This window comes from Paraburkholderia youngii, assembly GCF_013366925.1.
Classification (GTDB): Bacteria; Pseudomonadota; Gammaproteobacteria; order Burkholderiales; family Burkholderiaceae; genus Paraburkholderia; species Paraburkholderia youngii.
Map to the genome: position 1 here is coordinate 989,115 of NZ_JAALDK010000002.1, position 19,994 is coordinate 1,009,108.

Genomic DNA, 19,994 nt, shown 5'->3' on the forward strand with positions numbered 1-19,994 from the left:
GTCATTGGTTTGCCGACGTCTCGCGCCGCACCTTGTTCAGCACGAGGTACGCGAACGAGCCGATCACGATGCCCCAGAACGCGGAGCCGAGCCCGAGGAAGGTCATACCGGATGCGGTCGCGAGAAACGTGATGACCGAGGCCTCGCGATGGTCTTCGTCCTGGATCGCGCCCATCACGTTCGACGTGATCGCACCGATCAACGCGAGGCCCGCCAGAATCGCGACGAATTCCTTCGGCAGCATCGTGAACAGCGCGACGATCGCACCGGCGAAGGTCCCGCCGATAAGATAGAACACGCCGTTGGCGATGCCCGCGATATAGCGCTTGTCCGGGTCGTCGTGCGCGTCCTTGCCGGTGCACAGCGCCGCCGTGATCGCGGCGATCACGATCGTGATGCCGCCAAAAAACGCCACGCCGATCGACGCGATGCTCGTCGCTGTGATGATCGGCCGGGCCGGCGTGTGATAGCCGGACACGCGCAGAATCGTCATGCCCGGCAGAAACTGCCCGGTCAGACTGACGACGACGAGCGGCAGCGCAAGACTCAGCGTCGAGCTCAGCGTCCATTCGGGTTGGATGAAGATCGGCCTGGTGACTTGCAGCGGCAGCGCGCCGAGGTGCGCGGCGCCGAGCGCGATGGCGAGCACCGTGCCCGTCAGCAACACCAGCACGATGCAATAGCGCGGCAGCACGCGTCTGAAGACGATGTACGCGCCGATCATGCCGAACGCCAGCGCCGGCATCGCTGCCGCCGCCTTGAACGCATGCGTGCCGAACTGCAGCAGAATGCCGGCCATCATCCCGCAGGCGATGCCCTTCGGAATGCGGCGCACCATGCGATCGAAATAGCCCGAGATGCCGATCAGCAGAATGATCACGGCCGCGCTCAGATACGCGCCCACCGCCTGATGCAGCGTCAACGCGGGGAACAGTCCGACCAGCAGCGCGGTACCGGGCGCGGACCACGCGGTCACGACCGGCACCTTCAGCTTCCAGCTCGCGAAGATGCCTGAGACGGCCGCGCCGATCGAGATGCCCCATACCCACGACGCGACCATCTCGTTGGGCATGTGGGCCGCTTGCGCGGCCTGGAAGAAGATCACGAGCGGGCCCGCGTACGAGATCAGCACGGCCAGAAAGCCGGCCACGATGGCGGACACGGACCAGTCGGCCGCAACGGCGCGCGTGGTCGGCGCCTGGCTAGGGGTGGGATTCATCGTCGATGTGGGTGTGGCGGCCCGCTGTTGGTGACACGCGCCGGGCGGCGCATGTCACCATCCGGCAGCGGAGTCATTCCGGGCCGATAGTATGAAGGACAATCGCCGCGCGGCCTATCGGCGTCGTTCGGCCCGACGCTCGCTAGCCCTGATCGCCGCCGCCGACCGGCAGCACGGTGCCGGTGATATACGACGCTTCGTCGGAAGCGAGGAACAGGATCGCGCCGACCTGTTCGTCGATCGTGCCGTAGCGATGCATCAGGCTCGACGCGATCGTCTGATCGACGATGCCCTGATACCACGTCGCTTCCTGCTCGCTTTGCGGTGCGGTATTGCGCGGCACGCGGCGCGGCGGCGCTTCGGTGCCGCCGGTCGCGACCGCGTTGATGCGGATGCCGTGCTCCGCATGCTCGAACGCGAGGCTCGCGGTCAGCGCATTGACGCCGCCCTTCGACGCCGCGTACGGCACGCGATAAATACTGCGCGTCGCAATGGACGACACATTGACGATCGCCCCGCTCGCGCGCTCGAGCATCGCGGGCAACACCGCGTGGCAGCACCACAGCGTCGGGAACAGCGAACGCCGCACCTCGGCCTCGATCTGCTCCGCTTCATACTCCTCGTACGGCTTCGCCCAGATCGTGCCGCCGACATTGTTGACGAGTGCGTCGATGCGGCCGAACGCATCGATCGCGAAGGCCGTCATCGCAGTCGCGCCCGCATAGGTTTCGAGGTCGGCGATGAACGCGCGCGCGTCGCCGCCGGCGCGCGCAATCTCTTCGGCCACCTCTTGCACGATCGGCGAACGGTCCACCAGCACCACCGCCGCGCCCTCGCGCGCCGCGCGCAACGCGACGCCGCGGCCGATACCCTGGCCCGCGCCGGTCACGACGAGCACCTTGTCCTTGAAGCGATCGGTAAAGGTCGAAGTCATGCTACGTTGCTCGCCGAGAATTTTTCGTAGTAGAAGTTCGCGGGCTCGACGCTGCTGTCGTGCAGCCAGCCCTGCACCGCTTCGACCATCGCGACCGGGCCGCATAGGTAGACGTCGACGTCGCCGCTATTGAGCCATTCGCTGTCGACGTGCGCGGTCACGTAGCCCTTGCGCTCGTGACTGCTCGCGGCATCGACGACACAGGTGCGATAGCTGAAATTCGGCAGCGTGCGCTGCGCTTGTTCGAGCTGTTCGAGCGCGACCAGATCGATGTCGTGAGTCACGCCGTACACGAGGCGCACCGGCTGCGTGTTGCCGCTCGCCTTCAGCACGTCGAGCATCGACAGGAACGGCGCGATGCCGGTGCCGCCCGCGAGGAACAGCACCGGACGCTGCGGATCGCGCAGATAGAAGCTGCCATACGGACCCGTGAAGCCGATCCGTTGACCCGGCTGCGCATCGCGGCTCAAGAAGCCGCTCATCTTGCCGTCCGGCACGTTGCGCACGACGAACGCCGCCCGCGTCGCGCCCGGCGCCGAGCTGAACGAATACGACCGGCTCTCGCCGCTCGCGCCCGGAATCTCGACGTTCACGTATTGCCCCGCGAGAAAGCTCGGCGCGCTCGCGCCGTCGATATCGATCGAGAAATGGATGGTCGAATCCGACAGCCGTTCGACCGCCGCGAGCGTGCCTTCGAAACGCGACACCCCGGTCTTGCACGCCGCCGACGACGCCTGCACGCGAATCACCAGATTCGAGCGCGGCCGCGTCTGGCACGCGAGGATATAGCCCTTGCCCGCTTCTTCGGGGGTCAACGCATCTTCGACGTAGCTCTCCTCGGGCATGTCGTACGCGCCCGATTCGCACAGTCCGCGGCAGGTGCCGCACGCGCCTTCGCGGCAGTCGAGCGGAATGTTGATCTTCTGCCGGTACGCGGCATCCGACAGCGTTTCGTTTTCACGGCAGTTGATGAAGCGCGTGACGCCGTCTTCGAATTGAAGTGCAATAGTGTGTTCCATGACCTGTCTCCTGCAACCGCACCGGCTAGATGTGGTAGATGTCGATGACCTGATTGATGTAGTCGTTCTTCAGCACGACGTACTTGCTCAGGATTTGCGGCTCGGCGCCGTTGAAGTCGATCACGTAGCGCGACATGCCGAAGTAGCTGTAGTTGGTCTTGTAGCGATGGCTCAGCGTGTGCCAGTTGAAGCGCACCGTGTACACGCCGCTCTCCGCGCTCTCCACTTCGACGTTCGCGACGTTGTGGCTCGTGCGCGTATCGGGCATCGTCGCGCTGGAACGCTCGGTCTTGATGCGAAACACGCGGTCTTCGAGGCCCTGGCGGTTCGGGTAATAGATCAGCGAAATCTCGCGCTGCGGATCGGTGACGAGCTTGTCCTCGTCGTCCCACGACGGCATCCAGAACGACGCGTCCGGGTGATAGCAGGCGAGCCATTCGTCCCATTGCTCGTCGTCGAGCAGGCGGCTTTCGCGGAACAGGAAAGCCTGAATATCGGTGATGGCGATGTTGCTCATGCGCGGCTCCCCGGCGCGTTCAGCGCCTTTTTCATCGTGTCGATCCAGTAGCGGTGCTGCACCGTGTAGAGGCCTTCGTCTTCGGTCTTCACGCCGCTCATCACGGGGTTCAGGCCGATCTTTTGCGCGGCTTCGTCGGCGCCGTCGATCCAGTGCTTCGAACCGCGGCACATGTCGTTCCATTCGACCGCGCGGGCCGCATAGCCCAACTGGCAGGCGCGGAATTCCTCGAGGTCATCGGGCGTGGCCATGCCGCTCACGTTGAAGAAGTCCTCGTATTGACGGATGCGGCGCGAGCGCGCTTCGTCGGACTCGCCCTTCGGCGCGATGCAGTAGATCGTCACCTCGGTCTTGTTGACCGACAGCGGCCGCAGCACGCGAATCTGCGAGCCGAACTGGTCCATCAGATACACGTTCGGGTACAGGCACAGGTTGCGCGAGTTCTGGATCATCCAGTCAGCGCGCTCGGCGCCGCAGCGCGCGGCGAATTCCTCGCGGCGGCTAAAGTTCGGACGGTCTTCGGGATTCGCCCAGCGCGTCCACAGCAGCATGTGGCCGTGCTCGAACGCGTAGAAGCCACCGCCCTGACGGCCCCAGCTGCCCGCATCCATCGCGCGGATCTTGTCTTCGCGCGCGTTTTCTTCCTTGCGATGATTGGTCGTCGCCGCGTAGTTCCAGTGCACGGCCGACACGTGATAACCGTCCGCGCCGTTTTCCGCGGTCAGCTTCCAGTTGCCTTCATACGTGTAGGTCGACGAGCCGCGCAGCACTTCGAGTCCGTCTTCCGACTGGTCGACGATCATGTCGATGATGAGCGCCGCCTCGCCGAGGAACGTCTCCAGCGGCGGCACGTCATCGCTCAGGCTGCCGAACAGGAAGCCGCGATAGTTGCCGAAGCGCGCGAGCTTCTTCAGATCGTGCGAGCCTTCCTTGTTGAAGCAGTCGGGATAGCCCGCTTCCGACGGGTCTTTGACCTTCAGCAGCTTGCCGCTGTTGTTGAAAGTCCAGCCGTGGAAGGGGCACGTGTAGGTGGCCTTGTTGCCGCGCTTGTGACGGCACAGCATCGCGCCGCGGTGCGTGCACGAATTGATGAACGCGTTCAGCTCGCCCTGACGGTTGCGCGCGATCACGACCGGCTGCCGGCCCATGTAGGTCGTGAAATAGTCGTTGTTGTTCGGAATCTGGCTTTCGTGCGCGAGATAAATCCAGTTGCCCTCGAAAATGTGCTGCATTTCGAGTTCAAACAGACGCTCGTCGGTAAACGCGCTGCGATGCAGGCGGTAATCGCCGCGCTCGCGGTCTTCGACGAGAAAGTCGTCGATGTTCTTCAATTGTGGAGTGTGATCCGGGTAGATCGGAATCATGCGTGTCTCCTGGTGCGGACTGTCGGTATGCGTGCGAAGCACGCGTGTAGGGAGCGGCCTGCCTGCCGGGAGGCCGGCTGGCCGGTTGGTCTTTCACGTCGGGAAGTGGAGGCGGTGCGCCTCCGGGGGCTGCGTCAGGTCGCGGCGCGCAAGGGCTCGACCTTCGGCACGAGAGGCGGGATATCGGTGGACAACCCTTTCGGCAGGGTTTCGATTTCAGCGTGTTTCATTGCTGCTCCTGAACTCTTTCTAAGTCTTGGATCCCATGCGCGAGGATTTGCCTGCGCCGTCTCCGTGGGGCCGACCGACGCTTCAGACCGGGCCGAGTTGTCAATGCTCGGGAGGTATAATTTTGCGGGGCGTCTACGGTAACTGAAGGATAGTTGCACGCCGTTTGCATCGTCCAACACTGATTTAGTATCGCGGCGATACTTAGAAGGTATTTTTATGGAATTGCGCCACCTGCGCTACTTCGTGGCCGTTGCCGAGGAATGCAACTTCACCAAGGCCGCCAAACGTCTGCATATTGCGCAGCCGCCGCTGAGCCGGCAGATCCAGCAGCTCGAAGACACGCTCGGCGTGCAGCTGTTCGAGCGCAACTCGCGGCCGCTGAAGCTGACCGAGGCGGGCCGCTTTTTCTATTCGCACGCGGTGCAGCTGCTCGCGCAAACGACGGAAATCGAGGCGATGACGCGGCGCGTCGGCAAGATCGAGCGGAGTTTGTCCGTGGGCTTCGTCGGCTCGACGCTGTACGGCATGCTGCCGAAAATCATCCGGCGCTTTCGTACCGAGAACAGCACCGTCGAGCTGAGCCTGCACGAGATGTCGACGATGGATCAGATCAAGGCGCTCAAGGAAGGCCGCATCGACGTCGGCTTCGGCCGCATTCGTCACGAAGACCCGAGCATCCGGCGCGTCGTGCTGCGCGAAGAACGGATGATCGTCGCGCTGCCGCTCGGCCATCCGCTGATCGACGCGAAGCCGGTGCTGTCAATGCACGACCTGACCAGCGAAACGCTGATCATCTTTCCGAAGGCGCCTCGGCCCAGTTACGCGGACCAGGTGCTGGCCGCGTTTCACGATCGCGGGCTGAAGCCGCAGCGGCTCTACGAGACGCGCGAGTTGCAGATCGCGCTCGGCCTCGTCGCCGCGGGCGAAGGCATCTCGATCGTGCCGGCGAGCGTTTACGGCTTGCAGCGCGGCGACATCGCCTATAAGGACCTCGACGATGAGAACCTCGTGTCGCCGATCATCATGAGCATGCGCATGCTCGACGAATCCGCCGACATCCAGCGCATGCAGGAACTGATCTACGCGCTGTACAACGAACAGCACATGACCTATCTACCGCCTTCGCATCAGTAGCGCGGTTCGCGGCTAGACGTCCATGCGGCCGTCGCCGGAACGAAGTTGTATGGACAAGCTCGACACCACGGTATAGACCGCGGGTATACGCGAAAATTCTGGCTGAGCCCGCGGCCTTTCAATCAGCCTTAAAAGCTTGTCTGTAAAGGCCTTTGCTCCTATTTTCGGTCTCCCCTCCTGGGTGCGCGTAAGCACTAACCCTGATTGCCGCTCATCGGCCGTACGGGATAATTTGTCTATACAACATCGCACTCGTTGCATCCCTCCCGGAGACTTTGATGAAGAAACTTGCCTTGTCCCTCGCCCTCGCGCTCGCTGCCACCGGCGCTTTCGCCAAAGATTGGTCCACAGTCCGCTTCGGCGTGGATGCGAGCTATGCGCCGTTCGAATCGAAAGCGACCGATGGCAAGCTGGTCGGCTTCGACGTCGATCTCGGCACCGAAATCTGCCGTCGTCTGAATGCGAAGTGCGTGTGGGTCGAGCAGGACTTCGACAGCATGATTCCGGCACTGAAGGCGAAGAAGTTCGACGGCGTGCTGTCGTCGATGTCGATGACGCCGAAACGTGCTGAACAGATCGCTTTCTCGTCGAAGCTGTTCAACACGCCGACGCGACTCGTCGCGAAGAAGGGCTCGGGTATCGTGCCGACCGCCGACTCGCTGAAGGGCAAGACGGTGGGCGTCGAACAGGGCACGATCCAGGAAACCTACGCGAAGACCTATTGGGAGGCGAAGGGCGTAAAGGTCGTGCCGTACCAGAACCAGGACGCGGTCTACACCGACCTGCAGTCGGGCCGTCTGGACGCAGCGTTGCAGGACGCGGTGCAGGCTGACCAGGGCTTCCTGAAGACGCCGCGCGGCGCAGGCTTCGCCTTCGTCGGCCAGAACATCGACGATCCGAAGATCCTCGGCAACGGCGCGGGCATCGGCATGCGCAAGGAAGACGAAGATCTGAAGATCAAGGTCGACAAGGCGATCGCCGACATGATCAAGGACGGCACGTACAAGAAGATCGAGCAGAAGTACTTCGACTTCGACGTGTACGGCGGCTAAGCCCGCGCACAACATCACGGGCCCGCTCCACCCGATCGCCAGGCCCCGCGCGCATGCGCGCGGGTCGCTCCTTCAACAAGGACACTCCCATGCTGTTTCAAGGCTTCGGTCCGCTGCTCCTCGCGGGCACGTGGGTAACCATCAAGCTCGCGGTGCTGTCGCTCGCGGCGTCGTTCGCGCTGGGACTTCTCGGCGCGGCCGCAAAGCTGTCGACCAACCGCGTGCTTTTGCGCATCGGCACGATGTACACGACGCTGATCCGCGCCGTGCCCGACCTCGTGCTGATGCTGTTGCTGTTCTACAGCATCCAGATCTGGCTCAATGAGCTGACCGACATGTTCAGCATGGAGCAGATCGACATCGATCCGTTTCTCGCCGGCGTGATCACGCTGGGCTTCATTTACGGCGCGTACTTCACCGAAACCTTCCGCGGCGCGTTTCTGTCGGTGCCGCGTGGGCAGATCGAAGCGGGCTTCGCGTACGGCATGAGCGCGCGCCGAGTGTTCACCCGCATTCTGTTCCCGCAGATGATGCGCTTCGCGCTGCCCGGCATCGGCAACAACTGGCAGGTGCTCGTGAAGGCCACCGCGCTCGTATCGATCATCGGTCTCGCGGACGTCGTGAAGGCATCGCAGGACGCCGGCAAGAGCACCCAGTCGTTCTTCTTCTTCACGCTGGCGACCGGCGCCATCTACCTCGCCATCACCACCATTTCGAATCTGATATTGATCCGCCTCGAGAAGCGCTACTCGATCGGCGTACGGAGGGCCGCGCTGTGATCGAACTGATTCGTCAATACTGGCAGAACTACATTTTCACGGATGGCTTCAACTACACCGGCCTCGTCATCACGCTGTGGTTGCTGGTTGCATCGATCGTGCTGGGTTTCGTGCTGGCCGTGCCGCTCGCGATCGCCCGCGCGTCGCGCAACCGTTACATCTGCGGGCCCGTCTGGCTTTTCACCTACGTGTTTCGCGGCACGCCGTTGTACGTTCAACTGCTGCTGATCTACACGGGGCTCTACAGTCTGCATTTCGTCCATTCGCACGCGATGCTCGACAGCTTCTTTCGCAATGCGATGAACTGCACGCTGCTCGCGTTCGCGCTGAACGAATGCGCGTACGCCACCGAGATCTTCGCGGGCGCGATCCGCGAGACCTCGCACGGTGAGATCGAGGCGGCCCAGGCTTACGGCATGTCGAAGTTCAAGCTGTATACGCGCATCATCCTGCCGTCGGCACTGCGCCGGGCCCTCCCCTCGTACAGCAACGAGGTGATTCTGATGCTGCACGCGACCACGCTCGCGTTCACAGCGACCGTCCCCGACATTCTGAAAGTAGCGCGCGACGTCAACTCCGCGACCTACGCGACGTTCCAGGCGTACGGCATCGCGGCGATCCTGTATGCGGCGATCGTGTTCGCGCTGATCTGGGGCTTCCGCAAGATGGAAATCCGTTTGCTGGCTTATCTGAAACCGCAAGGGCATTAAAGCGCATTCGCGCCATGATGGAGCATACGAGCATGTACAAGCTGACAGTCGACGACCTGCACAAGAAGTTCGGCGACAACGAGGTATTGAAGGGCGTCTCGCTGAAGGCGAAGGCGGGCGACGTGATTAGCCTCATCGGGTCGAGCGGCTCCGGGAAAAGCACCTTCCTGCGGTGCATCAACTTTCTCGAATCGCCGTGCTCCGGGCGCATCACGCTGAACGGCGAGGAGATCAACACGAGCAGGGACCGCAACGGCTCGCTACGCGTGACCCATCCGAAGCAGTTGCAAACGATGCGCACGCGTTTGTCGATGGTGTTCCAGCATTTCAACTTGTGGGCGCATATGACGGTGCTCGAGAACATCATCGAGGCGCCGATCAGCGTGCTGGGATTGAGCCGCGCCGAAGCCGAGGAACGCGCTCGCAAGTATCTGACCAAGGTCGGTTTGCCGGCCAGCACGGAGAAAAAATATCCGTCGCATCTGTCGGGCGGTCAGCAGCAGCGCGTCGCGATTGCCCGCGCGCTCGCGATGGAGCCGGAAGTGATGCTGTTCGACGAACCGACTTCGGCGCTCGATCCCGAGCTCGTCGGCGAAGTGCTGCGGGTGATGCAGGCGCTCGCCGAAGAAGGCCGCACGATGATCGTCGTCACGCACGAAATGAGCTTTGCGCGCAACGTGTCGAATCATGTCGTGTTCCTGCACAAGGGCAAGATCGAGGAGCAAGGGCATCCGCATCAGGTGCTGACGAATCCGCGTAGCGAGCGATTGCAGCAGTTTCTGGCGGGGCGGTTGAAGTAGCGGCGGCAGAGTATGGCGCGTGGTTCAGTCTCGTGCCTTAGCCCGAATCATCCGCGGAACGACTGCGCCACTCACCAGATTGCCCCCGCGTAGGAGAACTCGCGCAATCGCGCGTCGGGCGTGATCAGCGTGCCGCCAAGCGCCATCGCCGTGGATGCGATCAGCCGCTGATGCGACGTGAGCGTGGTGGGCAGCGCCGCGGCCTGGACGGCGATCGCCATATCGACCGGCACCACGCGCAGGCCCTCGACCGACGCCAAGGTCGACAACCAGCGCCGTGTATCGACACACAGTTTGAGCCGGCCATCCTCGACGTATTCCGCTACCTCGAGGACGCTAATCATCGAAATGGCGATTTCGCCCGCATTCATTTCGCGGTCGATCGCCTTGCGAGCCGTGACGCTCAGCTTGTCGTGAGCGCTCAGCCACATGATCAGCGCAGCGGTATCGAGCACAATCATCGAGCCCTCGCCGATCGCGCAGTGCAATCAGGTGCCGGTTCGGGATCGAACGAGGCGATCCCGGACCGAAGCACGTCGAGCGGATTCCTGTGGCCAGCGGTGTAGCGTCGAATCTCGATGGTAGGTTTGCCGTGGTCGGTGACAACCACACTGCCCCCTAGTGTTTCCACTTGCCGGAACAGTTCGCAAGCCTTTGCCTTGAACAGCGCTTTTGAAATCTGTCGTTCCATTTTTTCTACCCATTTCAATACGGGCAGTCAGGCCCGCAGCTGGTCTCCGCTCCGTTCACAGGTGCACCGTGTGTTCGCCGTCTCCCTCCGGCAAGACGAGGATCACGCCTGACTCGTGTGACCGCACCTCGAGGCCGCCGGCGTCGCGCAACGCCGGCCACTGCCGTAAGAGCAGCGGCAATCTCGCTTTGACGCCGTGACTGCGAATCCGCAGGGTATGGTCGCCGCGCGTCACGCTCACGCTCGTCACCGCCGCACCGTCCGGGCCGCGCAACGTCACGCTCGCCGATTTGCCGGAATCCAGCTCGAACAGGTGCAGTTCGCTGCGCAACGCATAGTCGTAATCGGGCCGCTGGTTCTCGGTCCCGATCGCGAGCAGCGTATTCGGCCGCACGTACAATGGCAGGCTCAGAAAGCCGTGCCGCTCGCGCACCCACCTGCCGCCCTCGACCTGCGCGCCGGTGAACAGATGAGTCCAGCGCCCCGCCGGCAGCCAGAAGTCCACGTCGCCCGTGGCATTGAATACCGGCGCCACCAGCAGCGCGTCGCCGAGCAGATACTGGCGGTCCAGATGGTCGCAGGTCGGGTCGTCGGGAAACTCCAGCAGCATCGCACGCAACACCGGCGTACCGTGATCGACGGCCTGTTGCGCGGCGTCGAACAGGTACGGCATCAGGCGCGACTTCCATTCGGTGAAATGGCGCACCACGTCCACCGCTTCTTCGTCGAACAGCCATGGGACGCGGTACGACTTGCTGCCGTGCAGGCGGCTGTGACTCGACAGCAGCCCGAATGCGCACCAGCGCTTGTAGACGTCGGCGGGCGCGGTGTGCTCGAAGCCGCCGATGTCGTGGCTCCAGAAGCCAAAGCCGCTCAGACCCAGCGACAGGCCGCCGCGCAGGGTCTCGGCCATCGACTCGTAGGTCGCGCTGCAGTCGCCGCCCCAGTGCACGGGCAACTGCTGGCTGCCCACGGTCCCCGAGCGTGCGAACACCACCGCCTCGCCGTCGCCGCGCACCTCGCGCAACACGTCGAACACCACCTTGTTGTACAGGTAGCTGTAGAAGTTGTGCATCTTCTGCGGGTCGGAGCCGTCGTGATAGACCACGTCGGTCGGAATGCGCTCGCCGAAGTCCGTCTTGAAGCAGTCGACGCCCATCTCCAGCAGTCGCCGCAAGTGGCCCGCGTACCATTGCGCCGCGGCGGGGTTCGTGAAGTCGACGATGCCTTGGCCGGGCTGCCAGCGGTTCCACTGCCAGACGTCGCCGTTCGGCTTGCGCAGCAGGTAGCCCTTCGCGACGCCCTCGGCAAAGAGCGGCGACGGCTGCGCGATATACGGATTGATCCACAGGCAGATCTTCAGTCCGCGCGCCTTCAGCCGCGCCAGCATGCCCTGCGGGTCCGGGAAGGTCTCGCGGTTCCACTCGAAATCGCACCAGTGGAAGGCCTTCATCCAGAAGCAGTCGAAGTGAAACACGTGCAGCGGAATGCCGCGTTCGGCCATGCCGTCGATGAAGTGGTTCACCGTGGCTTCGTCGTAATTCGTCGTGAAGGACGTGGTGAGCCACAGGCCGAACGACCACGCGGGCGGCAGCACCGGCCGCCCGGTCAGTTGCGTGAAACGCTCGAGCACGGCTTTCGGCGTGGGACCGTCGATCACGTAGTATTCGAGCCGCTCTCCGGCGACGCTGAACTGTACCTTCGCGACCTTCTCGCTCGCCACTTCGAACGACACGTTCTCCGGGTGATTCACCAGCACGCCGTAGCCGCGATTGGTCAGGTAGAACGGCACGTTCTTGTACGCCTGGTGGGTGCCGGTGCCGCCGTCGCGGTTCCAGCTCTCCACGACCTGGCCGTTCTTCACGAATGCGGTGAAGCGTTCGCCGAGGCCATAGACGTTTTCGCCGACGCCCACATCGAGCCGGTCGAACATGAACGCGGCGCCGTGCTGGTTTGCATCGTGGACCTGGCCGCTCGCGCGAAAGCCACTGCCGGTGATGCGCTCGCCGTCACGCAGGAAATCGACCGACCAGTCGCCCGACTTGACGACGCGCACCGTCAGCGAGCCGCTGGTGAGGCTCGCCTCGGTCTCGGTGTTGCGGGTTACGACGGCCCCAGGCTCGCGGTTGAGCGCGAAATGCGGGCCGCGGTCGAGCGCGCCGGAAAAGTGCTCGATGCGCACACCAATCACGCCGCTTTGCGGCGCAAAGAAGCGCCATGTAAAGAGCCCGGTATCGAGCTGCCGTTCGCGGTTCGATACATCGCGCGGCGCCACGCGCACGTGCAGTTCGTCGCCGACGATCTCCACGCTGTGCGGTGCGGCCGAATACGACACGTTCAGGCCGTCGCGGATCAACCAGTTGCCATCGCTGATTTTCATTTATACGTTCTCGAAAGGTATTCATTGCCGGTTCCGCTCGATCGCGGAACGCTTGCTGCTCGCCTACAGCGCGCGCTCGCTTTTGCGGTCGAAAACGTGGACATGCTCGCTCGCGATGTCGAGACCCAAAGCCTCGCCGCTTTCGATCGCGCATACCCCGGCTTGCGCAACCAGCACGGGCGCCGCAACGCCGTCGAGCTTCACCGTGACGAAGCTCATCGAACCGGTGGACTCCACCACGTCGACTACGCCACGCAGGCCTCCAGCGCCGCGCTGCAGACGCAGATGCTCGGGGCGCAGGCCGATCCATACTTCGGTGCCCGCCGGCAGAGAGCGGCCCAGCGCGAGCGTCTGCCCGCTCGCGCCGCCGAAATGCGCGCTGTGTCCGTCGGGACCGACTACGGCCTCGATGAAATTCATAGCCGGGGAACCGATGAAGCCCGCGACAAACCGGTTGGCCGGCCGGTGATACAGCACCAGCGGCGCGCCTTGTTGCTCGACTTGTCCCGCGCGCAGCACGACGACGTGATCGGCCATCGTCATCGCCTCGATCTGGTCGTGCGTGACGTATACCGAGGTCGCACCGAGACGTTGATGCAGCTTGCGGATCTCCGTGCGCATGTGCACGCGCAGCGCCGCATCGAGATTCGACAGTGGTTCGTCGAACAGAAACACCTTCGGATTGCGCACGATGGCACGGCCCATTGCGACGCGTTGGCGCTGTCCGCCCGACAGCTGGCGCGGCATGCGCGCGAGCAGATGGTCCAGCCCCAGCGTACGGGACACGCTGTCGATGCTTTCCCGGATCGCATGTGGCGCCGCGCGTCGCAGTCGCATCGAGTAGGACATGTTCTTTTCGATGTTCATGTGCGGGTAGAGCGCATAGCTTTGAAACACCATCGCGACATCGCGCTTGCGCGGCGGCACGTCGTTGACGACCTGGCCGTCGATGCGCAGCGTGCCGCCCGTGATCTGCTCAAGGCCGGCGATAGTGCGCAACAAGGTGGACTTGCCGCAACCCGATGGCCCAACCAGCGCGACGAAGCACCCTTGCGGCACACTGATATCGATGTCCTTCAAAATCTGAAGGGATCCGTAGCTCTTGCTCAGGCGCTCGATCTGTATGCGATCCACAGCGATTCTCCGACCGGCTCGCGCCGGCAAAAAAGAGGTATGCGTTACTTGAGCGCGCCGGCGGTCAGGCCCGCAACGATCCTGCGTTGCAGCAGCATGAAGACGACGAGGATAGGCGTAACGAAGATCGCCGAGTACGTCATGATGCCGATCCAGTCGACCCTGGTTGCCCCGACGAAGGCGGCCAGGCCCACCGTGGCGGTTTGGTAACGGTCATCGAGAATCAGTGAACGGGCGTAGACGTACTCGCCGAACGATTGCAGAAACACGAGGATTGCCGAGACCAGAATGCCGTTGACCGCAAGCGGCAAAATCACGCTAAAAAATGCCCGCATCGGCGACGCACCATCGACGAGCGCCGCATCGCGCATCTCACGCGGAACCTGCACGAAGCTCGGGCGGCACAGCACGATATAAAACGGCAGCGTTTTCGTGATCTGCGCGAGCACGACCGCGAAGCGAGGGGTATCGAGCAGACCGAGGCTTTTGAAGGCCGTGAAGATCGGCGTCACCATCAGGCTCGACGGCAGTGCCTGCAACACCAGCACCGTGAAAATCGCAAGGCTGGTCCAGCGGTTCTGCACGAACGCCAACGCATAGGCAGCGCCCGTGCCGAGCAGCACCGTCACCGCCACGGTGCCGCACGCGGTCACGAACGAGTTCCACAGGAAGTTGCCCATGCCGCTGTCGCTGAACACCCGCCACAGGTGCGACTGCGGATGCTGCGGCCAGAACGTGGGCGGAAAGTGGAACATCTCGCCCGCGCTCTTGAACGCCGTGATGTACATCCAGTACAGCGGGAACAGATAGACCGCGGTCACGCACAGCGCGATGACGAACAGCACGTAGCGCTTCATGTCAGACCATCCTTTCGTTGCGCGTCGAGCGCACGTAGATCACCGCGACGATCAGCACGAGCACCAGCATCATCGTGGCGACCGCGGAGCCCGCCGAGACCTCGAATGTCTGCAGCGACAACTGCCACGACCAGAACTGCGCGACCTGCGACGAGTTGGCCGGACCGCCCTGCGTCAGCGCCGCGATCAGGTCGAACTGCTGCATCGTCATGATTGCGCCTAGCGCGATCACCGCGCCCAGCGTGGCTTTCATCATCGGCAGCGTGATGCCGGTGAAACGTTGCAGCGCGTTCGCGCCGTCGAGTTCGGCCGCTTCGTACAGGTCCGCCGGAATCGCCGCGAGCCCGACCGACAGCAGCAGCATGTTGAACGGCACGCCGAGCCAGACGTTGGCTGCGATCACGGCATACAGTGACCAGCGAGGATCGGACAGCCAGAAGATCTTTTCGTCGAGCACGTGCATTTGCATCAGCACATGGTTGAGCACACCGTAGTCGCCGGCGAAGATCAGCTTCCAGATCACGCCGACCACCAGCCCCGGCATGATCCATCCGGCGAGAAACAGGCCGCGCATCAGGCTCGCGAACGGGAAGTCCTGCGCAAACAGCAGCGCCAGCAGGAAGCCGATCGACACCTGGAACGTCAGCGACAGTCCGACGAACAGCGCCGTGTTCACGGCTACCTGATGCATCTCCGGACGGCTGAACACATCGCGGTAATTCGCGAGTCCGACGAACGGACGCAGCAACGTGGCAGGCGCCATCAGATCGACCTGCTGAAACGACAGCACGATGTTGTAGACGAGCGGCAGCCCGGCAAAGACCAGCAGATACAGCAGGGCGAACACCGCCAGCGAGATCTCGAAGGCGTGAGCGCGCGGAATGCGGCTCAAGACCCCGGGGGCCTGGTCGGACGGGGCACGGCGTGACAGTGTGTTCATGGCGTTCATCGCTCGAAGACGGGACAGCGTCCGAGGGCGGCCGGCGCCGGACGCCCAGCGCACGGCCACCTCGATCGGATCCTTCGCAATGCCTAGTTCTGGACTTCCTGCACGGTCTTTGCCGCTGCCGCCATCGCCTGTTGCGGCGTGGCCTGATGCGTGATCACGGATTGGATCGCATCGGAGATCGCCTTCGAAATTTTCGGCCACTGCGGGTTCGGTCCGCGCGGACGGGCGTACTGCATCTGCTCGTTGAAGACCTGATACGCCTGCGGCCATTTCGGGCTCTGCGTATCGGTGTCTTTCGACGGCGGCTGCATGCCGAAGTCGTTCCAGTTCCGGTCGCGCTGCGCGTACATGTATTCGAGGAACTGGAAGGCCGTATCCGGGTTCTTCGCACCGCGCAGGATCGCGTGATTCTGCTCGCCCAGCGCCGATGCGCGTGGGCCGCCCGCCTTCTCGACCGGCAGCAGCGCGACGCCCCACTTGAACTTGGCGCCCTTGTCGACGGCGCTCAGCTCCCACGGACCGTCGATGTCGATCGCGGCATTGCCGTTGATGAACGTGGCGGCCGCCTCCGACTGGCTATGCGTGAGCGTGTCCTGCGACGCGACCTTGTTGTCCAGCAGCTTTTGCCAGAAGGCCGCCGCCCGAGCCGCGCCCGGATCGTTCAAACGGTTCCAGTCGGCGCCCGCCGCCTGAACGAACGGCAGGAACTGGAACACGCCCTCTTCGGTGTTGATCGCAGAAAACGCCAGCCCGTACACGCCCTTCTTCGCGTCGGTCAGCTTCTGCGCGTCGGTGTACAGCTCGTCCCACGTCTGCGGCGGGTGCTCGGGATCGAGTCCCGCGGCCTTGAACATGTCCTTGTTGTAGTACATGGCCAGCGTGTTCGTGCCGCGCGGAATCGCATACACCTTGCTGTTCCAGGTGGCATTCTTCAGCGGCCCTGGGAAGATCGTCTTAGCGTCGATTACCTTCGACTTCGCGAGGTATGGCCCGAGATCGAGCAGCGCATTCTTCGAAGCGAACATCGCCGTGTTCGGGTTGTCGATCGGCACGACGTCCGGCATGTTGCCGGACATCACGGCGCGCATGGTTTCGTCGTTGAGCGCAGCGAAGCCCACCTTGCGGATCTGCAGATGGACATCGGGATGCAGCTTCGCGAATTCCTGCGCCATCTTCGCGGTGTAATCGTCGGGCTCGTCCACGGCCCAGACCGACAGCGACGCCGCATGCAACGGCGCGCAGGAAAGCGAGAATGCCAGACCGATCGCCGCGGATGCGGCAAGTAGCTTCTTCATGCTGTCTCCGTTTTTGCGCGCCGCGACCGCGCTTTGTCCAGGTTTCTTCTTCGTCGGGCTGTGCGGGAGCCGTCTCGTTCGGTGGGCGCAGCAGCACGCTCGTTCGCGCCGTTGCGACCGGAGTTCCGGAAACGTTTCCGGAACCGCTTGAATGATCGTCCGGGCGGGAGGTGTCGTCAAGCAGCCCACGAAAATCGCAACTGCATTTGGCGCAAACCACAATGCGCGCCGGCGCGGCGAGGACCGTGTGGCACGCAGCTCGCGATGCGTGCGGGCCGATTGCTATCTGGCTGCCGGGGACGCAGCGTCGTCGTTGTCGCGCAGGGCCAGCGGCCACAGCACCGGCTCGCGCTCGGCGCGATAGGTGTCGGCAAGCTCGGGAAGCTGGGCGAGCAGCGCTCGTGCGAGGCGCTGGCCCAGTCCACGGGCATCCAGCGTAAACCCGCTCAAAGGCGGCGCAAGGTATTCCGACACCTCGCCGGCCAGCACCCCGGCCGAAATCGCCAGATCGCGGCCCGGCACCTGGCCCATTTCGTGAAGCTTCCGATAGGCGCCGATCGCCATGCAGTCGCTCTGGAACATCAGCGCGTCCGGCGCGTCGTCGAGAGCGAGCAGCGCCTCGGTCGCCAGATACCCGCCGCGCTCGGACAGCCGGTTGCGCTGCACGTATCCCGCGGGCACTTCGAGCCCGTGCTTCTTCATCGCCTTCTTCCATGCACGCAAATAGATGTGCGCCTGCATGGCGTCGCCGTCGGGGACCGCCAGCGCGATGCGTCGATGTCCGCCTGCCACGAGTCGAGCGACACCCGCGGCAGCGGCCGCTTCGAAGTCGAGATCGATCCACGTGTGCTCGCCGCCCGACTCGCTGCGGCCCAACGCGACGAATGGAAAATTACGACTCGCGACATAGTCGAGCCGCTCGTCGTGCCGCCGCGTGCCGGCGAGAATCACGCCGTCCACCTGGCGGCGATCGACGATGCGCCGCAGCCGCGCGAACTCGTCGTCCCAGGACTCGCTCGAGTACATGACGAGGTCCATGCCATGCTGCGACAGAACCGATTGCAATCCGTCGGCCAGCCTCATGAAGATGCCGAGGGTGTAGGTCTCTTCTTCACGTCGCACCGGTAGCATCAGGCCGACGATGTCCAGCCGGCCCCGGCGCAGACTCGCCGCGGACTTGCTGGGTGCGTAGCCGAGTTCGAGTGCCGCGGCGCGGACGCGTTCGCGTGTCTTGGCGCTGACCTCGTCGGCGTCGTTCAGGGCGCGCGAAACAGTCGAAATGGACAGCTTGAGCTCTCTGGCTAATTCCCGAATATCCATGCGCCTGTCTATCGATGAAGGAAATCTGCCCGGGCCGGCGGAGCGAGCCCGATGCGGGAGGCCATAACGGTACGTCACTGGAGGGCTGCTGTCGAGACTCGGGTTGCGGGGGGAGAGGTCGGTCCCGGGCTTCAACGTATTGCCAGCTTTGCAGCGATGCCCGATCCGCCCTGGCCTTCTCCCGCAAATCGCAAATTTACATGCGGCGACAGGTGCGAGCCAACGAACGCCCACATACTCGAAAAGGAGCTTTTGGACAGGTCGCGCAGCGCGCCTCCTGCAAGACTCAATATGAGGTTTTTTAAGATGGCGTCCTGTTGCACAATCGGGCCTCCTTGACTGACTGTGAGGCGCGATGACTTCACTTTCCCTCGGTTCTTTCCATGAGGTCCGTGAAAGGCGGCACGGACATTTCTTCTCGATCAGTCTTTACAGATCGTTCAACCTTCACATCGAATCTAACTGGTTGTTTGACGTCGACCGGTGGTTCCATTTTGCATTGCCGGCGAGCGTGCCCCGCGAAGCACACGACGACATTGTGCAGGGCATGGAGGAAGCGCGCGCAGCATGGCTGCGATATAGCCCATCCATGCTGCTGTCACTCCAGTCGTACGAGTTGCGCGATATGCTCGGCCGGAGTGGCAACCGCTTTCATATGTACAGGATGAGAGACCATGGGGTTGCCAAAGCCCTGTACAACGAAGTGAAGGACGGCAGTCTGATCTTCGTCCCTGAGCGCGACGAGATGCGCAAGTGCGTGCGGGCCATACGAGAGCAGCGAGAAAAGGCCTCACAGTCCGACTCCGCGCGCGCGCAGCAACCGGACCGCGCGGACATGCCAAGGTCGCTCTATGGCAACGGACCGCGCGTGCCGCAGAACCTCGGCAATGCACAGCCGTTCGACTATCAGCCCGATATGCCGGATGGTGACGGGGTGCAGGTCGCGGGTAGCGAAGGTACGCCGCGCAACAATCAGGCGCAAAACAGGCAGTTCAAGGCCGTTGTAAGAGCGTTGGGTCTGAATAAAGATCAAGCCTAGCGACTTCATCGAGAAACCAGTAGACAGGGCTTTGGCTATCACGAGATGCTAGAGCGCGGGCGGGAAATGTTCGGAGATGGTGATGACTGATATTAAGGCAGAAATTACGAAGCGGCTTGCCGTGCTTGTTGGGCTCGAGGTGAGTTGGGTCAGTCATGCGGGAGACATGCTCACCATGCAGTTTGGTCCCCAAAGGCGGTATACGCTCGGGGGCGAAGAGCACGAGGATGGAGCGTGGGCGCTCCACGTGCAATGTGCCTGGCAGATCAAGCGAGATGGATTAACCGTAGCAACACGGGAAGATCTGCGCGGCTCTGATGAAAAAGCGCACGACACGGCCAGGCGCTTGCACGAAATGCTCGTAACGCAAGAGCTTTTCAAGTGCGCGGACGCATCGGCAGACGACGCGGGCGGCATCGTCGTTTTGTTCTCGCGAGGGTATCGCCTTGTGGTGATTCCAGACGGAATCGAAGATGACGAGGACTGGCGCCTTTTCGCGCCCAGCGTCGATGAGAAGCACTTCGTGATCGAGGGTGGCAAGGTCGATCCCTGGTCGTTGTCGTGACGGCG

General features: G+C 63.1%; 21 protein-coding genes. 7 read left to right on the forward strand and 14 right to left on the reverse strand.

The annotated features are described in order from the left end of the window. Position 1: 1 nt before the first annotated feature. The 5 genes from G5S42_RS35880 to benA form a co-directional block, all read right to left on the reverse strand. A complete protein-coding gene (locus G5S42_RS35880) occupies positions 2-1,219 on the reverse strand; it encodes a benzoate/H(+) symporter BenE family transporter (RefSeq protein WP_176111469.1) in 1,218 nt (405 codons plus the stop codon). A gap of 142 nt (positions 1,220-1,361) precedes the next feature. Next, entirely contained in the window at positions 1,362-2,153 is a 792-nt protein-coding gene (locus G5S42_RS35885; RefSeq protein ID WP_176111470.1) for a 1,6-dihydroxycyclohexa-2,4-diene-1-carboxylate dehydrogenase, read from the reverse strand. Continuing rightward, positions 2,150-3,172 (reverse strand): benzoate 1,2-dioxygenase electron transfer component BenC, encoded by a 1,023-nt coding sequence (benC, locus tag G5S42_RS35890; protein ID WP_176111471.1) that lies wholly within the window; start codon positions 3,170-3,172, stop codon positions 2,150-2,152. Before benC ends, G5S42_RS35885 begins: the two co-directional genes overlap by 4 nt. A gap of 25 nt (positions 3,173-3,197) precedes the next feature. After that, positions 3,198-3,689, reverse strand: a complete 492-nt coding sequence (gene benB, locus G5S42_RS35895; protein WP_176111472.1) for a benzoate 1,2-dioxygenase small subunit — start codon at positions 3,687-3,689, stop codon at positions 3,198-3,200. Beyond that, positions 3,686-5,053 carry a benzoate 1,2-dioxygenase large subunit gene (benA, locus tag G5S42_RS35900; protein ID WP_176111473.1) on the reverse strand — a complete coding sequence of 456 codons (1,368 nt, stop codon included), beginning with the start codon at positions 5,051-5,053 and terminating at the stop codon, positions 3,686-3,688. Before benA ends, benB begins: the two co-directional genes overlap by 4 nt. A gap of 447 nt (positions 5,054-5,500) precedes the next feature. Here benA and G5S42_RS35905 point away from each other — a divergent pair, with 447 nt between their 5' ends. The 5 genes from G5S42_RS35905 (at position 5,501) to G5S42_RS35925 (ending at position 9,759) form a co-directional block, all read left to right on the forward strand. Further along, complete coding sequence (locus G5S42_RS35905; RefSeq protein WP_176111474.1) at positions 5,501-6,418, forward strand: LysR family transcriptional regulator; 918 nt, start codon at positions 5,501-5,503, stop codon at positions 6,416-6,418. Positions 6,419-6,696: 278 nt separating this feature from the next. Further along, positions 6,697-7,470, forward strand: coding sequence for an ABC transporter substrate-binding protein (locus tag G5S42_RS35910; RefSeq protein WP_176111475.1), 774 nt, complete (start codon positions 6,697-6,699; stop codon positions 7,468-7,470). An 89-nt stretch (positions 7,471-7,559) separates the two neighbouring features. Next, a complete protein-coding gene (locus G5S42_RS35915; protein WP_176111476.1) occupies positions 7,560-8,249 on the forward strand; it encodes an ABC transporter permease in 690 nt (229 codons plus the stop codon). Beyond that, complete coding sequence (locus G5S42_RS35920) at positions 8,246-8,959, forward strand: ABC transporter permease (protein ID WP_176111477.1); 714 nt, start codon at positions 8,246-8,248, stop codon at positions 8,957-8,959. The genes G5S42_RS35915 and G5S42_RS35920 overlap by 4 nt, the downstream gene beginning before the upstream one ends. A gap of 32 nt (positions 8,960-8,991) precedes the next feature. Then, entirely contained in the window at positions 8,992-9,759 is a 768-nt protein-coding gene (locus tag G5S42_RS35925; RefSeq protein WP_176111478.1) for an ABC transporter ATP-binding protein, read from the forward strand. Between the two features lie 71 nt (positions 9,760-9,830). Here G5S42_RS35925 and G5S42_RS35930 read toward each other — a convergent pair whose 3' ends face one another. The 9 genes from G5S42_RS35930 to G5S42_RS35965 form a co-directional block, all read right to left on the reverse strand. Beyond that, complete coding sequence (locus tag G5S42_RS35930) at positions 9,831-10,220, reverse strand: type II toxin-antitoxin system VapC family toxin (RefSeq protein ID WP_176111479.1); 390 nt, start codon at positions 10,218-10,220, stop codon at positions 9,831-9,833. Beyond that, complete coding sequence (locus G5S42_RS44620; RefSeq protein WP_246392309.1) at positions 10,217-10,450, reverse strand: type II toxin-antitoxin system Phd/YefM family antitoxin; 234 nt, start codon at positions 10,448-10,450, stop codon at positions 10,217-10,219. Before G5S42_RS44620 ends, G5S42_RS35930 begins: the two co-directional genes overlap by 4 nt. 55 nt (positions 10,451-10,505) lie before the next feature. Then, positions 10,506-12,830, reverse strand: coding sequence for an alpha-xylosidase (gene yicI, locus G5S42_RS35935; protein WP_176111480.1), 2,325 nt, complete (start codon positions 12,828-12,830; stop codon positions 10,506-10,508). A gap of 63 nt (positions 12,831-12,893) precedes the next feature. Next, positions 12,894-13,964 (reverse strand): ABC transporter ATP-binding protein, encoded by a 1,071-nt coding sequence (locus tag G5S42_RS35940; protein WP_312883687.1) that lies wholly within the window; start codon positions 13,962-13,964, stop codon positions 12,894-12,896. 44 nt (positions 13,965-14,008) lie between these two features. Then, the gene (locus G5S42_RS35945) at positions 14,009-14,821 is read right to left on the reverse strand and encodes a carbohydrate ABC transporter permease (RefSeq protein ID WP_176111481.1); all 813 of its coding nucleotides are present in this window, start codon (positions 14,819-14,821) and stop codon (positions 14,009-14,011) included. Position 14,822: 1 nt separating this feature from the next. Then, entirely contained in the window at positions 14,823-15,761 is a 939-nt protein-coding gene (locus G5S42_RS35950) for a carbohydrate ABC transporter permease (protein ID WP_176111482.1), read from the reverse strand. A 92-nt stretch (positions 15,762-15,853) separates the two neighbouring features. Beyond that, positions 15,854-17,065: an ABC transporter substrate-binding protein gene (locus tag G5S42_RS35955; protein WP_176111483.1), complete on the reverse strand. Its 1,212-nt coding sequence runs from the start codon at positions 17,063-17,065 to the stop codon at positions 15,854-15,856. 282 nt (positions 17,066-17,347) lie between these two features. Beyond that, positions 17,348-18,385, reverse strand: coding sequence for a substrate-binding domain-containing protein (locus G5S42_RS35960; RefSeq protein ID WP_176111484.1), 1,038 nt, complete (start codon positions 18,383-18,385; stop codon positions 17,348-17,350). Positions 18,386-18,516: 131 nt separating this feature from the next. After that, on the reverse strand, positions 18,517-18,708 hold the full coding sequence (locus G5S42_RS35965) for a hypothetical protein (RefSeq protein ID WP_176111485.1): 192 nt from the start codon (positions 18,706-18,708) through the stop codon (positions 18,517-18,519). 32 nt (positions 18,709-18,740) lie between these two features. Between G5S42_RS35965 and G5S42_RS35970 the strand changes: the two genes are divergently transcribed. Beyond that, the gene (locus G5S42_RS35970; protein WP_246392311.1) at positions 18,741-19,424 is read left to right on the forward strand and encodes a hypothetical protein; all 684 of its coding nucleotides are present in this window, start codon (positions 18,741-18,743) and stop codon (positions 19,422-19,424) included. Between the two features lie 82 nt (positions 19,425-19,506). Then, entirely contained in the window at positions 19,507-19,989 is a 483-nt protein-coding gene (locus G5S42_RS35975) for a hypothetical protein (RefSeq protein WP_176111486.1), read from the forward strand. Positions 19,990-19,994 lie beyond the last annotated feature (5 nt).

Bases quoted from the DNA above. Each gene is read 5' to 3' on its own strand.
- G5S42_RS35880 (WP_176111469.1), bottom strand. From the start codon at position 1,219: ATGAATCCCACCCCTAGCCAGGCGCCGACCACGCGCGCCGTTGCGGCC.
- G5S42_RS35885 (WP_176111470.1), bottom strand. From the start codon at position 2,153: ATGACTTCGACCTTTACCGATCGCTTCAAGGACAAGGTGCTCGTCGTG.
- benC (WP_176111471.1), bottom strand. From the start codon at position 3,172: ATGGAACACACTATTGCACTTCAATTCGAAGACGGCGTCACGCGCTTC.
- benB (WP_176111472.1), bottom strand. From the start codon at position 3,689: ATGAGCAACATCGCCATCACCGATATTCAGGCTTTCCTGTTCCGCGAA.
- benA (WP_176111473.1), bottom strand. From the start codon at position 5,053: ATGATTCCGATCTACCCGGATCACACTCCACAATTGAAGAACATCGAC.
- G5S42_RS35905 (WP_176111474.1), top strand. From the start codon at position 5,501: ATGGAATTGCGCCACCTGCGCTACTTCGTGGCCGTTGCCGAGGAATGC.
- G5S42_RS35910 (WP_176111475.1), top strand. From the start codon at position 6,697: ATGAAGAAACTTGCCTTGTCCCTCGCCCTCGCGCTCGCTGCCACCGGC.
- G5S42_RS35915 (WP_176111476.1), top strand. From the start codon at position 7,560: ATGCTGTTTCAAGGCTTCGGTCCGCTGCTCCTCGCGGGCACGTGGGTA.
- G5S42_RS35925 (WP_176111478.1), top strand. From the start codon at position 8,992: ATGTACAAGCTGACAGTCGACGACCTGCACAAGAAGTTCGGCGACAAC.
- G5S42_RS35930 (WP_176111479.1), bottom strand. From the start codon at position 10,220: ATGATTGTGCTCGATACCGCTGCGCTGATCATGTGGCTGAGCGCTCAC.
- G5S42_RS44620 (WP_246392309.1), bottom strand. From the start codon at position 10,450: ATGGAACGACAGATTTCAAAAGCGCTGTTCAAGGCAAAGGCTTGCGAA.
- yicI (WP_176111480.1), bottom strand. From the start codon at position 12,830: ATGAAAATCAGCGATGGCAACTGGTTGATCCGCGACGGCCTGAACGTG.
- G5S42_RS35945 (WP_176111481.1), bottom strand. From the start codon at position 14,821: ATGAAGCGCTACGTGCTGTTCGTCATCGCGCTGTGCGTGACCGCGGTC.
- G5S42_RS35950 (WP_176111482.1), bottom strand. From the start codon at position 15,761: ATGAACACACTGTCACGCCGTGCCCCGTCCGACCAGGCCCCCGGGGTC.
- G5S42_RS35955 (WP_176111483.1), bottom strand. From the start codon at position 17,065: ATGAAGAAGCTACTTGCCGCATCCGCGGCGATCGGTCTGGCATTCTCG.
- G5S42_RS35960 (WP_176111484.1), bottom strand. From the start codon at position 18,385: ATGGATATTCGGGAATTAGCCAGAGAGCTCAAGCTGTCCATTTCGACT.
- G5S42_RS35970 (WP_246392311.1), top strand. From the start codon at position 18,741: ATGACTTCACTTTCCCTCGGTTCTTTCCATGAGGTCCGTGAAAGGCGG.
- G5S42_RS35975 (WP_176111486.1), top strand. From the start codon at position 19,507: ATGACTGATATTAAGGCAGAAATTACGAAGCGGCTTGCCGTGCTTGTT.